The organism is Niabella sp. (genome assembly GCF_030150205.1).
Lineage (GTDB): Bacteria > Bacteroidota > Bacteroidia > Chitinophagales > Chitinophagaceae > Niabella.
Window position 1 is genome coordinate 65,680 of sequence record NZ_JASLGT010000034.1, and the last position, 13,132, is coordinate 78,811.

At 46.2% G+C, this 13,132-nt stretch carries 14 protein-coding genes; 1 reads left to right on the forward strand and 13 read right to left on the reverse strand.

Translation table 11 applies throughout. From position 1 onward, the window contains the following. Positions 1–66 precede the first annotated feature (66 nt). The 7 genes from Q1V85_RS24545 to Q1V85_RS24575 form a co-directional block, all read right to left on the reverse strand. Complete coding sequence (locus tag Q1V85_RS24545) at positions 67–594, reverse strand: LptE family protein (RefSeq protein WP_300604650.1); 528 nt, start codon at positions 592–594, stop codon at positions 67–69. Further along, positions 575–1,834, reverse strand: a complete 1,260-nt coding sequence (locus Q1V85_RS24550; RefSeq protein ID WP_300604653.1) for a sigma-54 dependent transcriptional regulator — start codon at positions 1,832–1,834, stop codon at positions 575–577. Before Q1V85_RS24550 ends, Q1V85_RS24545 begins: the two co-directional genes overlap by 20 nt. 7 nt (positions 1,835–1,841) lie before the next feature. After that, a complete protein-coding gene (locus Q1V85_RS24555; RefSeq protein ID WP_300604656.1) occupies positions 1,842–2,213 on the reverse strand; it encodes a HepT-like ribonuclease domain-containing protein in 372 nt (123 codons plus the stop codon). Beyond that, positions 2,203–2,517 carry a nucleotidyltransferase domain-containing protein gene (locus tag Q1V85_RS24560; protein ID WP_300604658.1) on the reverse strand — a complete coding sequence of 105 codons (315 nt, stop codon included), beginning with the start codon at positions 2,515–2,517 and terminating at the stop codon, positions 2,203–2,205. The genes Q1V85_RS24555 and Q1V85_RS24560 overlap by 11 nt, the downstream gene beginning before the upstream one ends. Positions 2,518–2,561: 44 nt before the next feature. Then, complete coding sequence (miaB, locus tag Q1V85_RS24565) at positions 2,562–3,989, reverse strand: tRNA (N6-isopentenyl adenosine(37)-C2)-methylthiotransferase MiaB (RefSeq protein WP_300604661.1); 1,428 nt, start codon at positions 3,987–3,989, stop codon at positions 2,562–2,564. Positions 3,990–4,149: 160 nt separating this feature from the next. Then, positions 4,150–4,866, reverse strand: coding sequence for a hypothetical protein (locus tag Q1V85_RS24570; RefSeq protein ID WP_300604664.1), 717 nt, complete (start codon positions 4,864–4,866; stop codon positions 4,150–4,152). A gap of 24 nt (positions 4,867–4,890) precedes the next feature. Beyond that, positions 4,891–5,796, reverse strand: coding sequence for a pyridoxal-phosphate dependent enzyme (locus Q1V85_RS24575; RefSeq protein WP_300604666.1), 906 nt, complete (start codon positions 5,794–5,796; stop codon positions 4,891–4,893). A gap of 76 nt (positions 5,797–5,872) precedes the next feature. On the opposite strand from Q1V85_RS24575, the gene Q1V85_RS24580 reads away from it, so the two are divergent. Beyond that, positions 5,873–6,772, forward strand: coding sequence for a sugar phosphate nucleotidyltransferase (locus tag Q1V85_RS24580; protein WP_300604668.1), 900 nt, complete (start codon positions 5,873–5,875; stop codon positions 6,770–6,772). Between the two features lie 223 nt (positions 6,773–6,995). Here Q1V85_RS24580 and Q1V85_RS24585 read toward each other — a convergent pair whose 3' ends face one another. The 6 genes from Q1V85_RS24585 to Q1V85_RS24610 all read right to left on the reverse strand — a co-directional run bounded on the left by Q1V85_RS24585 (position 6,996) and on the right by Q1V85_RS24610 (position 12,683). Further along, positions 6,996–8,039, reverse strand: a complete 1,044-nt coding sequence (locus Q1V85_RS24585) for a S41 family peptidase (RefSeq protein WP_300604671.1) — start codon at positions 8,037–8,039, stop codon at positions 6,996–6,998. 64 nt (positions 8,040–8,103) lie between these two features. Further along, positions 8,104–8,934 carry a hypothetical protein gene (locus tag Q1V85_RS24590; RefSeq protein WP_300604673.1) on the reverse strand — a complete coding sequence of 277 codons (831 nt, stop codon included), beginning with the start codon at positions 8,932–8,934 and terminating at the stop codon, positions 8,104–8,106. 335 nt (positions 8,935–9,269) lie between these two features. Beyond that, positions 9,270–10,037, reverse strand: a complete 768-nt coding sequence (locus Q1V85_RS24595) for a LytTR family DNA-binding domain-containing protein (RefSeq protein ID WP_300604676.1) — start codon at positions 10,035–10,037, stop codon at positions 9,270–9,272. Continuing rightward, entirely contained in the window at positions 10,018–11,076 is a 1,059-nt protein-coding gene (locus tag Q1V85_RS24600; protein ID WP_300604679.1) for a histidine kinase, read from the reverse strand. The genes Q1V85_RS24595 and Q1V85_RS24600 overlap by 20 nt, the downstream gene beginning before the upstream one ends. 188 nt (positions 11,077–11,264) lie before the next feature. Then, positions 11,265–11,735 carry a pantetheine-phosphate adenylyltransferase gene (gene coaD / locus Q1V85_RS24605; protein WP_300604682.1) on the reverse strand — a complete coding sequence of 157 codons (471 nt, stop codon included), beginning with the start codon at positions 11,733–11,735 and terminating at the stop codon, positions 11,265–11,267. A gap of 21 nt (positions 11,736–11,756) precedes the next feature. Beyond that, a complete protein-coding gene (locus Q1V85_RS24610) occupies positions 11,757–12,683 on the reverse strand; it encodes an aspartate carbamoyltransferase catalytic subunit (protein WP_300604685.1) in 927 nt (308 codons plus the stop codon). Positions 12,684–13,132: the final 449 nt, after the last annotated feature.

Genomic DNA, 13,132 nt, shown 5'->3' on the forward strand with positions numbered 1-13,132 from the left:
TAAGGCAATACAGGCTGCTGAAAAACTATATTCCTTTGCGGAACCTGGCTTACTCTGCCAAAGCTCTTACCAGTTGGAGAATATCCGGTTAAAAATGTCATCGGACAGACTGCGCAGCATTTCTGTTTTTAATCCCTGTTCCGCCTGCTGTAGGGCAAGTCCCCCATCATAATCAAAGCTGCGTGTAACATCGTATTTCTTTGTTTGCTGAGAATGATTGTCCCGCACGTCAATATGTACCCCCACGTTTAAACGGTTGGTATTGGCCCGCTGGTTAGAAATACCTGAAGTGGAGAATGAATAGGAGGTGATGGTGCAATTAATATCCCAATCGGCATCATCGCCATTTGTTTGCTTCATACGGGTTTGACTAACAATTTTCTGTTTCAGTTTCTCTGTTAATTCCGGGGCCAGTTGCGGATTTACATAAGAGGCTTTGTTTTGGATAATACCTACACGTACGACTTTAACACTGTCGGGAATACTTACATCTTTAAATTTATAAACGCCGCAACCGGTTTGGGTAAATGCAAATACCAGTACGGCAGATAGCGCCAGTACTGCAAAAAAAGTTTTATAGTTCTTCAATGTCATACTCTTTTAGTTTTCTGTAAAGCGTGCGTTCGCTGATGCCCAGATCCAGGGAGGCATCCTTTCTTTTTCCTTTGTGTTTTTTCAGGGCTTTGATGATCAGCTCCTTTTCCTTTTCCATAATGTTAAGACTTTCGTCTACCTCTTCATGTTCGTCGATATTGTTATCTACGATCACCGGGGCAACAGATGGCTGCGGCATGCTCAGCTGTACCGGCTGATAGTTCGTAACCGGCGCCGGGAGATACGTAGAATCATGCCCGTTACTGAGGTCTTTCAGCTCATTGATGAGTGAGGGGTTTTGTGCTGCAACGGAAGGATTCTGTAATACTTCAAGAAACATACGCTTGAGCTCGTTCACGTCTTTTTTCATGTCGAAAAAGAGTTTATAAAGGATCTCGCGCTCGTTTTGAAATTCGTTCTGATGCTGCGCCGGTGATAAGGCGGGCAGGCGGTTGTTGGAATAGGGTTGCAGGTAGCGGCTGAGTGCCTTGGCGGAGACCTGCTTGTTCTCCGATAAAACAGAGATCTGCTCCGCAATGTTTTTTAATTCGCGGATATTGCCGGGCCAGGGATATTCCAGCAGCAAATTCTTGGCATCCTCATCCAACTGCACAGATTGGGTCTTGTATTTATCGGCAAAGTCTGCTGCAAATTTCCGGAAAAGCAGCACGATGTCCTCTTTCCGGGCCGAAAGTGAGGGCACCCGGATGGGAACAGTGCTTAACCGGTAATATAAATCTTCCCGGAATTTATTTTGTTCTACCAGTTTCAGCAGATCCTTATTGGTAGCGGCAATAACGCGTACATCGGTTTTTTGTACTTTACTGGACCCAACACGGATGTATTCACCGGCCTCCAGTACCCGCAGCAGCCGGGCCTGGGTGCCCAGGGGCATTTCCCCGATCTCGTCCAGGAAAATGGTACCGCCGTTTACGGTTTCAAAATATCCCTTGCGTGCATCCACGGCACCGGTGAAGGAGCCTTTTTCATGTCCGAATAATTCGGAGTCGATGGTGCCTTCGGGAATGGCCCCGCAGTTTACCGCAATGAACGGGTTATGCTTCCGGGATGAGAGGGAATGGATAATGGACGAGAATGCCTCTTTACCCACGCCACTATCTCCAATGATCAGTACGGTAAGGTCTGTATTGGCTACCTGTACTGCCACCTGCAATGCATAGTTCAATTCGGGTGAATTTCCTATGATATTAAAGCGGTTCTTTATTGATTGTAAATCCATGTATTTGTTATTCAATGTTGCCTGGTAAAACGTTGGATTCTCCTTCGTCTATCAGTATTGCCAGTACTTCTTGTTTAAGTACGGGTAAGTTTTTTTCGATTATTTTCCAAAGAATTTCAGGGCTTACAAGGTCGTAATCATGAGTAAGTATATGTCGGAGCCCAATAATTCTTTTTTTTTCAGTGATTGCAAGCGTAGCATCCATTTTATCGGCTTTCCAAAGAGCCTCACCGATTATAGCAAATCGACGCTCAACCGCATCATAAATGGTATAATTATCTGAAAATTGTTTGACTGTTTGGACGCTTTTAATGTGGTAGCGAATTCTTTCAATACTAAAAGCAATGTCATTCAGGTATTTTAATATTTCAGGCGGCATACAATAATATTTTATCCTCATCAATCGATTGTCTGAAATATTTATTCCTTATAGCATGTTCCACCACTAAATCTACCTTTCGTCCAGTGATATCCTCCAAAGCAAACCAAAGATCAAAATAATCGAAATTGCCCGGAGGCATACCGGTTTTATCCCGGTCATATTCGATTATAAAATCAATATCACTGTTTGCCGCAAAATCAGTATCCCTTGCTGCAGATCCAAATACATAGAGGGTCTTTACCTCCATCTTTTTGCAAAGGTCAATGATCCTGTTCATATTATTGGTTATCTCCGGTGCCATTTGAATCTAATATCGACATTAAAAGTGATGATTTCTTTATCCCTTTATGCTATACTTCCAAACAACGTCGCCTGGGTACAATCATTGATTGTTACCTGTACATAGTCGCCTTTTTTATGGGTGGCATTATCCTGTTTGGGAAAGATCACCACCTTGTTCTGGGAGGTACGGCCCACCCACTGTTCACTGCTGCGCTTGCTGTCGCCATCAATCAGCACTTTATAGGTTTGTCCTACGTCTTTCTTATAATCATTCAAAGAGAGCTGGTTCTGCTTTTCGATGATCTCCTGCAGCCGTTTCTTTTTCACTTCCAGTGGTATATCATCCTGGTAGCGGCGTTGCGCCAGTGTACCCGGGCGTTCACTGTAATAGAACATATACCCGTATACATAATTGCTGTAATCCATAATGGAAAGCGTGTCCTGGTGATCCTCATTGGTTTCGGTACAAAAACCGGCAATGATATCGGTTGTGATGCTGCATTCCGGCAGAATTTCCCGGATGCGGTCTACCTTTTTCATATACCACTCGCGGGTATAAGTGCGGTTCATCAACTGTAAAACACGCGTAGACCCGCTTTGTACCGGCAGGTGAATGCATTTGCAGATGTTTTCGTAAGCCGCCATTGTATGCAATACATCATCGGTGATATCCTTGGGATGTGAAGTGGAGAACCGCACCCGCAGTTCCGGGGAAATCCGGGCTACCTGTTCCAGCAGGCTGGCAAAGCTTACTGCATCCGCCTCTGTTCCGTCGTTGGAGATATAATGATAAGAGTCTACGTTTTGTCCCAGCAAGGTTACTTCTTTATAGCCTTGCTCAAAAAGATCACGGCACTCACCAATGATGCTGGCGGCGTCGCGGCTGCGCTCTCTTCCCCGGGTAAAGGGCACCACACAGAAGGAACACATATTGTTGCAGCCCCGCATAATGCTTACAAAAGCGCTTACACCATTGCTGTTCAGCCGGACAGGAGCAATATCTGCATAGGTTTCTTCCCGGCTCAGCAGCACATTTACGCTTTTTTGTCCGTCGCTGGCCTCGTTTACCAGGCGGGGTAAACTGCGGTAGGCATCTGGTCCTACTACAATATCCACCAGCTTTTCTTCTTCCAGGAACTTCGATTTAAGACGCTCAGCCATGCAACCCAGTACGCCAATGAGGGTTCCGGGTTTTTCGTTCTTCAATCGCTTGAAATCGGTCAGGCGTTTGCGAACGGTTTGTTCCGCCTTTTCGCGGATGGAACAGGTATTCACAAAAATGAGATCGGCCTCCTCCACATTGCGCGTAGCACCAAATCCTTCTTTATTTAAAATAGCTGCAACCACCTCACTATCCGCAAAATTCATCTGACAGCCATAGCTTTCAATGTAAAATCGCTTCCCATAGATGTTAGGGTCGTTCGTAAAGGGGGCAAACTGCTCTCCCTGGCGTGCCTCATCATGCACTTTTGTTGTAGCTAGGTCTAACATACTGTTCTCGTTCATTTGAAATCGCAAAGATAGGTAAATCGGTTGGTTGTATGACAGGATGGCAGGCGCAAAATGTTAATTTTCGCCGTCAGCGATCAGTCCTAAGTGACCAATTCTGTTTCAGTTATCAGTTACGGGTAACTAAAAAACTAATGAACACTTAAAAATCTTTCGGAAGGAAGAGCTTATATTTTTCCAGGATCTTGCCATCCGCATAAAGCTCAAAATTGACATACCCCGCTTTGTAGAAATAGGAACGGTCCAGTTTAAACCGTTTTTCCTTAAGGTTTTTCAGTTCAAACAGGGGCTGATTGGTCTCTGTAAAAAACTTAATATCATATTTGCGGGCGTCCATGGGTAATTCTACCCGCACATACCGGTCCGGGGTCATAAAAACATACCTGGACTGGGTAAAACCTGCGGGAAGGAAATCGGCCGTTTGTGTGGCTGGTTTATTATTGACATTTACATCATTCGGAGCTACCGCAACTCCGGAGGTATCAACCATCGGCCGCTTGGCCCTGGTCATTACATAACGGCTGCCGTCCAGCAATACATATACCCGGTAATACATGCTGTCGTTGGGCGGATTGGGATCCGAAACCCCGTTATCTTTTAAATTAGGATCGGGTGGAGCGCCAATGGCCTGAAAATACCGGGTACTGTCGTAAGAGCGCTGCACAGAGATCATTTTTACCGAAGGGAAATTATGGGTCCAGGAAACAACCACCCGTTTGCCTACTTTGATAACCGAAAAATCTTTCGGAAGATCTTCCTGGCCAAATGAACAATTACTGATTACAGATCCGATCAAGAGTAACAATGCTATTTTTTTCATATCCTGTGCGCGGGTATCTTCTGTTGTTGATTCAAACAAAGATAAGATTGCTGGTTTGAATCCCTAAAAAATTAACGTTCCTTTTGGCAGCGAACGGTTCCCCTGCAGGCCACCGCTGTGGATCACCAGGAGGTTGCTGCCGGGTAGCAGGTCTTGCTCCAGCAAGGCTTTTACCCCGTAAAAGAGTTTGGCGGTGTACACAAAATCCGTCGGAATCCCGGTATGGGCATACAGCTCATTCATAAAACGGATCAGTTCGGGTGTATATTTTGCATAACCTCCAAAATGAAATCCGTGTTGAATGGTATAGATGTGTGTAACAGGTGCCAGCAGCCGGTCGATCTCCTGCGGCAGGCTTTGATGATTTTTTAGAACGCTGAAACCGGTAATGGCCGTTATTGGAGCTGCCGATTGCAGCAACCCCGCCATCATGGTGCCGGTACCCGTAGCACAGCAGATCTGATCAAAGACGCCCGGAGCAACAGGAATGGTAGCGGCCCCCTGCATGCCGGGGATGCCGTAGCCGCCCTCGGGAACGATGAGCCAATCTGCTGCCGGGAATATATCCGGCACCTGTTTTTGCCGGTAGGCTTCACGGGTAATAAAATGCAACTCCATTCCCAGTGATGCTGCGTCTTTCAGCGTTGGAGCATAAAATTGTGGTGCTTCGCCGCGGATAATGCCTGCGCAGCGGATCCCTTCCAGCTTACAGGCAGCAGCAGTGGCTAATATATGATTGGAATAGGCACCGCCAAAGGTTACGATGTTTTTCCCCAGCGCTTTGGCCGTTTTAAGGTAAAACCGCAGTTTATACCATTTATTACCGCTAATCAGCGGATGAACCCGGTCGAGCCGGAGCACCTGTACCCGGGTTGCAGCATTGCTCAGCCAGGCTATGGGTTCCAAAGTGACTAAATCTTCCTGAATTGCTTCCATTGCTTTATAAACCGATGCGCTCATCCGATACATCGGACGGCTAATTTACCTATTTTTGAAATCTTGATACGAAACGATTAAACCCGATAGAATACGAAAAAAAAATTGAATGAAACCAACATTAGTGATTTTAGCCGCCGGTATGGCATCCCGTTATGGAAGTATGAAACAGGTAGAGGCTTTTGGCCCTTCCGGAGAAACCATCATGGATTATTCGATCGCCGATGCCATCAAAGCAGGATTTGGTAAAATTGTGTTTTTGATCCGAAAACAGTTTGAAGCGAACTTCAGGGAGTTGTTTGCCTCAAAGCTGGATGGCAAAGTAAATTATGAGTTTGCTTTCCAGGAACTGGATATGTATCTTGACGGAGCGGAGATCCCGGCAGAGCGTACCAAACCCTGGGGAACCGGTCATGCGGTATTAAGTACGCAGACCGTGGTAAAAGAGCCTTTTGCAGTGATCAATGCCGATGATTTTTACGGAGCGGATTCGTTTAAAAAAGCATTTGAATTTTTAACAACAGGGGTGAATGAAAAAACCTATGCTGTTGTGGGATATAATATCATGAATACATTATCGGATCACGGAACCGTGAACCGGGGGGTATGCGGTTTGGATGAAAAAGGAAACCTGGAAAGTGTGGTAGAACGGTACAACATCGCAGCAAACGGCGATACGGTTATTTCCGATGATGGGCTGGAGCCGAAGGATCTTTCAAAAGATACCACGGTTTCCATGAATTTCTGGTGCTTTCATCCCTCTATTTATAAATTGTATGAGGATCAGTTCAGGGAATTTATAAAAGAGAACCTGACAGTTCCGAAATCAGAGTTCCTGATCCCGGCTGTTGTGGATCATTTTATCAAAGAAGGAGGCGTGGTGAAAGTGATCAAAACAGATGCTCCCTGGTTTGGTGTTACTTATAAAGAAGACGCACCTGCCGTACAGCAACAGTTAAATGACCTCATCGCAAAAGGGGTGTACAGCGATAATCTCTGGGGAAACTAAGGGCTCCGGTTTCTTGCCTTGCCGGTGTGCCATTTTTGCCGCCGCGAGGGGAGTGACCCATATTTTTAGCGGTTGGGAGTGTGATGTACTTCGCGCTCCCAACCGCTAATTGTTTTCAGAGATGCGTATTGCCTGCAGATTTTGCTGCAACATTGCCCGTTTACTGAAGCTCTTTTTGACCGGCGCATTCAATTGGTCCATTTTGCTGGAATGATTGTTTGGTTTATTGCGGATCAGTTTGTTGCTTTAGCAGCGCTATTGCCGCTTCTAATACCTTGTCTTTCCCCGCTGCAATCTCTTCTTTTGTATTTACCTGGTAGTAGAGCGGTGCAATTCCCTTTCCTTCTTCGCTGGCGCCTTCAGCATTCCGGTAGTCACCCACGCTTACGAAATACAGCCAGCCATTGGGCAGTTCCCGGGAGATGACATCGGAAAAGCCGCCGGCCGTGGTATCGCCCACCTGTTTTACCTGCGGTTGCGTATTCATTGCCCAGGTAAAGGTTTCTGCAGCGCTGGTGGTCCATCTGGTAGTTAATAAAGCAACCGGGTGTGTATAACGTTGTGCGGCATCCGGTCGTACATACCAGGATTCGGGAGCGGTAAAGTCGTTTAGCCCCGGTCCGTTCCTTTTCCGGGTGGTCATAAACAATTTTTCTTCGGTGGCAAACCGGGCGGCAATATAGCGGCTTACCTGGTCATCGCCTCCCCCATGGTCACGGATGTCCATCACCAGGGCGCGGGTATCTTTTAGTGCATCGATTATTTTGTCGAGCTGCATCCTGTAAAAAGAAACGGGCAGATCGAATGCTCCAAAATGAATATAGCCGATATTTCCTGCCAGTATCCCATAATGCAGGTGCTGATCCACTGTAACCAGGGATGGGAGGTAGTTCGCTTTTACAACATTTACAGAAAAGTCCTGCTGTATTTTATGTGTACGAAAAAACACGCTGCTCTCATAGCGGGGCAAACCACCACTGGTGGGCTGCAGGAAAACATGCGGGTCGTTCAACGGCGTGATCAGTTGCGAAAGTACCGCATACAGTTCGGGATTGCCCATTCCTTCATGTACCAGGGGGCGGTATTGCGTATACAAAGAATCCCAACTGATTTTTTTGGCTTCAAATAATCCATACCATTGATGATAGCCCTTCCACATTTCCTCAAAGTTGGTAACGGGTGTATTGCTGGCTACATGGGGTAATAATACTTTCTGACAGGACATCAGGAAGATTGCAGGAAGGAGATATCTATAAAAATGCTTCATATATTTTGTGTATTTTGATGATGATGAAATACAAAGGTGAATCGTACTATAGGAGTGTGGGGCGTTACTTAATCGATGCGATCACACCTATATTATTCTGGAACAGAGTTATGGGACGTTCATGACTGTAATGAAGCCATTGGCCGGAATAATGCAGGCCAAAGCCCATTCTTTTGCCCACAGCATATTCGTACTGCGCATCTACCCGCACATTCTGGAAATTACCCAGCCAGGCGAACCGGCTTCCCTGTTTGAAAAAGGTTTTTATGTTACTGTCGCCGGTTGCGGAACTGATGGAGTTGTGATACGGCAGCCGGGAGTTACGGGCAAACAGCGGAATGGATACTTTAATGCTGATGTTGTGCCGGGTATTAAACCGGATGGTATGTTCATAATCCGTATTCAGACTTGCAGTGTTGAGCCAGCCCGTGCGGATCATGTTATCTGTATAAAACAGCTGGTTGCTTACAGATCCACCCCAGTAGTCGGCGGTATGCACTCCACCATTTCCCAACTTTGAATAGCCATGACTTAATGCTTTAAGATAGCCCAGCTGTACACGGGCATTGTACAATTTTCCGGAGATCGGGAACGAATCTTTTTTGGGTGTTCCGTCATTGTTGTAACCCGGATCATTGAGCCATCGGCCAGGGAAATCTGCGGCCGCTAATTTGCCGAGTCCGCCCTCAATACGGGCGGATAGCTTTCCACCATTCCCGGTATGTTCGTATCCCAACAGGAATGTTTTTTCGCTGGTCTGGTACTTTAAGGGCGATGCCTGCTGGTCTACGATCCAGGTACGCTGGTAGCCGATTCCGAGCTGGAGCCGGTTCTTTTGACTGTAACTGTTTACGCAGAGGAACAGGCATAAAAGGATGCTTACAATTTGTCTCATTTTTACGTATTATGGTTTTGATATGCTGATTGAGGCACAAAGATGATCCGGTTCTGTATCGGGAGGCTATAGATCATTTATGAAACGCAGCAATAAACCCATGAAACGTATAAAATAAACGGATGCATGAATTTTACGATCGCGGTGAGCGTTATTTTATCATTGACCAGGGAGGAGACTCCATTGACAGGAAGATCTCCATGTATACTCAGTATTTTAAGAGCGAGACTTTTTACGGTGAAAATGATAGCGCAGGGAGGCAGCTCAACACGACCCTGTTTTTTGAATGGCCATGCAGTATCGCCAATGATCTTTGCACCAGCTTTAACAGGCCGTTATTCTCCCAGCCAAGATTTAAAAAGCGGTGCCCTGTCCCGGCTGATGACCACCTGTTCTTCAACCGCCGGCTTTATTTCGGCGATCAGTTTTTGATTGAACCATGGGCGGATCGCTATTACGGACCGGCTGTTCAAAATATATTTACGGTTGGCTCGGAAGAAATGGCGGGGCGGCAGCATTCGTTCCAGTTCATCGAGTGTATAATCTACAATGAATTTTTGTTCCTGTTCGGTACGCAAATAACTCAGTCCGCCTTCTGAAAAAAAATAGGCGACTGTGGCAACATCCACGCTGACCATTTTGGTGCCTTGTTTTACCAGGAACCGTTCCCGGTAGCCGGATGCCTGTTGTTGCAGTTTCTGGATCTCTTCAAACAGCAGTTCCACATTTTCGGCGATGCCCGACTGGTATTGGGTATTCCTGAATTTATAGATCGCGGTTTTCAGCTCTTCCTTATTGATGGGCTTTAACAGGTAATCGATACTGTTCAGCTTAAAGGCTTTTAATGCAAATTCATCATAAGCGGTAGTAAAGATAACGGGTGCGGTAACCGGTACCTGTTGAAAGATCTCGAAACTCTGGCCGTCGGCAAGTTCTACGTCCATTAAAATAAGATCCGGCGCCGGCTGTTGCTGCAGCAGTTGCACGCTTTCTTCCACACTATGGGTGATGGCCGATACGGTAATGGCCGGGTCAATTTCCAGCAATATTTTTTTTAACTGCCGGGCTAAGAGCAATTCATCTTCAATGATCAATACCTGCATGATACTTGTTTTTAATCAGCGGCACCTGTACACAAAAATGTTCAGGGGTTTCCTCAATCCTGATGTCGGGCTGGTTCATGAATTTATATTTCGCAATGATATTGGCCAACCCTTTTTTACTGCTGTATACCGGCGACTTCTTTTTCTGCAAGTTATTTGATACCGTTAAATAGCCGGTAACATCCGTTTGAATGGATACGATCAGGGGCCGGTGCGGTAATACCGCATTGTGTTTTACGGCATTTTCCAGTAATACCTGCACGGTCAGCGGCGGAAGCTGGTACTCCAGGTGTATTTTGTTTGGTATCTGCATTTCAAGTACCAGTCCTTCTCCAAATCTTGTCTTCAGCATCTGGCTGTAAGAAAAAATAAAATCGAGCTCTTCCCTTAAGGTCGTGAGCGATTTGTCGTGTGCCTGCAATAGATACCGGTACACTACAGACATTTGTTCCAGGAATGCGTTTGCCCTGCGGGGATTTTCGTCGATCAACGAAGACAATGATCCCAAACTATTGAACAGAAAATGAGGGTTTAACTGTACTTTAAGCAAGTCTAGCTGCGTTTGCAGGTTGGCAGCGCGCAGGGCTTCTGCTTCCACTGCTGTATTTTTCCACATCCTGAAATAGTAAATACCTTCATAGCAGCCGGCGATGATCACTACAAACAAAAGCGCTACAAAAATGCTGTGTAAGTACGCTTCCAGCGGAAACCGGTAGCCCCAGAACAGGCTCTGATCATACAGGTATACGTTGAGGGTACGCAGGGCAATGGTAACCAAACAGCAAACTGTAAGGGTAATCACAATACGCTTCGGCGTTTTTTGCAGCCCGCCATATCGTTTTCTGTAATGCAGTACTACCAAACGGTTGGCCTCCCATAATAAAACCGTTTCTGCAACCGATAAAATATAAATGGTAAGAAATCCAAAGCGCTCCGGACCAGAATCGTTCCGGTTGAAAAAAATGATATGCCCCAGTAATCCGATAAGCGGGATACCGATAAAGCGGAACCATTTGTCATTTAATTTTTCGGCAGCCATCTGTACGGCAAGTAAGCAATTCGTTTAGGAACGATAAAATGAAAAAAGATGAAACGCAGTATTACAGGGATCAAATGCGGGTTTTGAACAATGAGTTAAAAGCGCTTCAGCTGGTATAATATCCAACCGGCAGCATTCGGCAGGCGTTAAGATTTTTTATAAGAGCGCTTCCGGTATCCCGTGGCTGATTAATCTTTTAAAGAAGCATAAACCACTTCCGGAAGAAACGGGCTGGCATCACCGTTATTTTTGATAATATCGCGTACAATGGTCGATGCTACCGAAGTGTATTTAGGCTCCCCTGTTAAAAAAATGGTTTCAATGGTGGGATCCAGGGCACGGTTGGCATCTGCGATGGTTTTCTCATATTCGAAATCGCTTACATACCGGATACCACGCAAAATAAAATGGGCACCGATCTCTTTGCAGTAGTTAACGGTCAGTCCTTCGTATATGGCGCCTTCAATGCGCGAGCTGTCCGGGTAAATGGCCTTTATCCAGCTCAATCGCTTTTCAGCACTGAACATCGGGCTTTTTGAGGTATTGATACCAATGCCCACAATGATCTTATCAAACAAAGGAAGCGCCCTGTTGATAATGTCTACATGTCCGAGTGTAATGGGATCAAAGGTCCCGGGAAATAAACAGATTCTTGACATAACGCCAGGTTGTATACGCTGTTATTGATTTTTATTGGAAAGCAAATATAACACAGCCATTCTTACCGCCACGCCATTTTCTACCTGTTGCAAAATAATCGATTGCCCGGAGTCCGCTACATCACTGTCTAGTTCCACGCCCCGGTTAATGGGGCCCGGATGCATGATCACCACATCCTTTTTCAGGCCTTCCAGCAGTTTCCGGCTGATACCGTAGGAAAGATTGTATTCCCGGAGCGATGAAAAAAGCACCTGGTTCTGCCGCTCCAGCTGAATGCGCAGCACGTTGGCCACATCACACCAGTTCAGGGTTTCCTGTAAATTGTAGTTAACGGTTACCCCAAATGCTTCCTCAATATATTTAGGTACCAGGGTGGGCGGCCCGCAAACTGTAACCTTTGCGCCCATTTTGGTGAGCAGGTACATATTGCTCATGGCCACCCGGCTGTGCATGATATCTCCGATAATGGCCACTTTGGTACCGCTCAGTGTTCCGATCTTTTCCCGGATCGAAAAAGCGTCCAGCAGCCCCTGTGTGGGGTGCTCATTGATCCCGTCTCCTGCATTTACGATGGCCGCAGGAATATGCTGCGACAAAAAATGGGGAGCACCGGTAGCGCTGTGCCGCATCACTACCATATCCACTTTCATGGAGAGGATATTATTTACCGTGTCCAGGAGGGTTTCGCCTTTGGAAACGGATGAACCGGAAGCCGTAAAATTGATGGTATCTGCCGACAGCCGTTTTTCGGCCAGTTCAAATGAAATACGTGTACGGGTGGAGTTTTCGTAAAACAGGTTTACGATGGTTACATCCCGCAGGGACGGCACTTTTTTTACCGGTCGCTGTAATACTTCTTTAAATTGAGCTGCTGTATCTAAAAAAAGGGAAATGTCTCCTTTTGTAAGGTCCTTAATTCCCAATAAATGTTTGGTGGAAAGCTTCATTAAAGAACAAAGATAAGGTAAAATCAGTGAATATGAAAAACAGCGGTTGCAGATGTTTCTGTAGCTATCAAGGTTTTGGATGCCGCAGATGCGCAGATTCCAGGTCGGTGCCGGCGAATGAAATGATCTGCGAATCAGCGGCGGTTATTCAGTATTTAAAAACCGGATGGCAATGCTGTGATGCGTATGCCGCAGATGCGCAGATTTCGGCCGGGACGACTGCGAGGAAGCCATCTGCGAATCAGCGGCTGTTATCCAGTATTTAAAACACTGGATGGCGAAGCTATGATGCGCATGCCGCAGCTGCGCAGATTGGGCCGGGACGACTGCGAAGAAGCCATCTGCGAATCAGCGGCTGTTATTCAGTATTTAAAAAGCCGGACTGCAATGCTTTGATGCGCATGTTGCAGCTGCCCAGATTGGGCCGGGACGACTGCGAAGAAGCCATC

What these genes read in the sequence shown, in the direction of transcription:
- Q1V85_RS24610 (WP_300604685.1), bottom strand. Translation starts at nt 12,683, where the DNA reads ATGAAGCTTTCCACCAAACATTTATTGGGAATTAAGGACCTTACAAAA.
- Q1V85_RS24595 (WP_300604676.1), bottom strand. Translation starts at nt 10,037, where the DNA reads ATGCAGGTATTGATCATTGAAGATGAATTGCTCTTAGCCCGGCAGTTA.
- Q1V85_RS24575 (WP_300604666.1), bottom strand. Translation starts at nt 5,796, where the DNA reads ATGTATCGGATGAGCGCATCGGTTTATAAAGCAATGGAAGCAATTCAG.
- coaD (WP_300604682.1), bottom strand. Translation starts at nt 11,735, where the DNA reads ATGTCAAGAATCTGTTTATTTCCCGGGACCTTTGATCCCATTACACTC.
- Q1V85_RS24555 (WP_300604656.1), bottom strand. Translation starts at nt 2,213, where the DNA reads ATGCCGCCTGAAATATTAAAATACCTGAATGACATTGCTTTTAGTATT.
- Q1V85_RS24590 (WP_300604673.1), bottom strand. Translation starts at nt 8,934, where the DNA reads ATGAGACAAATTGTAAGCATCCTTTTATGCCTGTTCCTCTGCGTAAAC.
- Q1V85_RS24580 (WP_300604668.1), top strand. Translation starts at nt 5,873, where the DNA reads ATGAAACCAACATTAGTGATTTTAGCCGCCGGTATGGCATCCCGTTAT.
- Q1V85_RS24585 (WP_300604671.1), bottom strand. Translation starts at nt 8,039, where the DNA reads ATGAAGCATTTTTATAGATATCTCCTTCCTGCAATCTTCCTGATGTCC.
- Q1V85_RS24550 (WP_300604653.1), bottom strand. Translation starts at nt 1,834, where the DNA reads ATGGATTTACAATCAATAAAGAACCGCTTTAATATCATAGGAAATTCA.
- miaB (WP_300604661.1), bottom strand. Translation starts at nt 3,989, where the DNA reads ATGTTAGACCTAGCTACAACAAAAGTGCATGATGAGGCACGCCAGGGA.
- Q1V85_RS24545 (WP_300604650.1), bottom strand. Translation starts at nt 594, where the DNA reads ATGACATTGAAGAACTATAAAACTTTTTTTGCAGTACTGGCGCTATCT.
- Q1V85_RS24600 (WP_300604679.1), bottom strand. Translation starts at nt 11,076, where the DNA reads ATGGCTGCCGAAAAATTAAATGACAAATGGTTCCGCTTTATCGGTATC.
- Q1V85_RS24560 (WP_300604658.1), bottom strand. Translation starts at nt 2,517, where the DNA reads ATGGCACCGGAGATAACCAATAATATGAACAGGATCATTGACCTTTGC.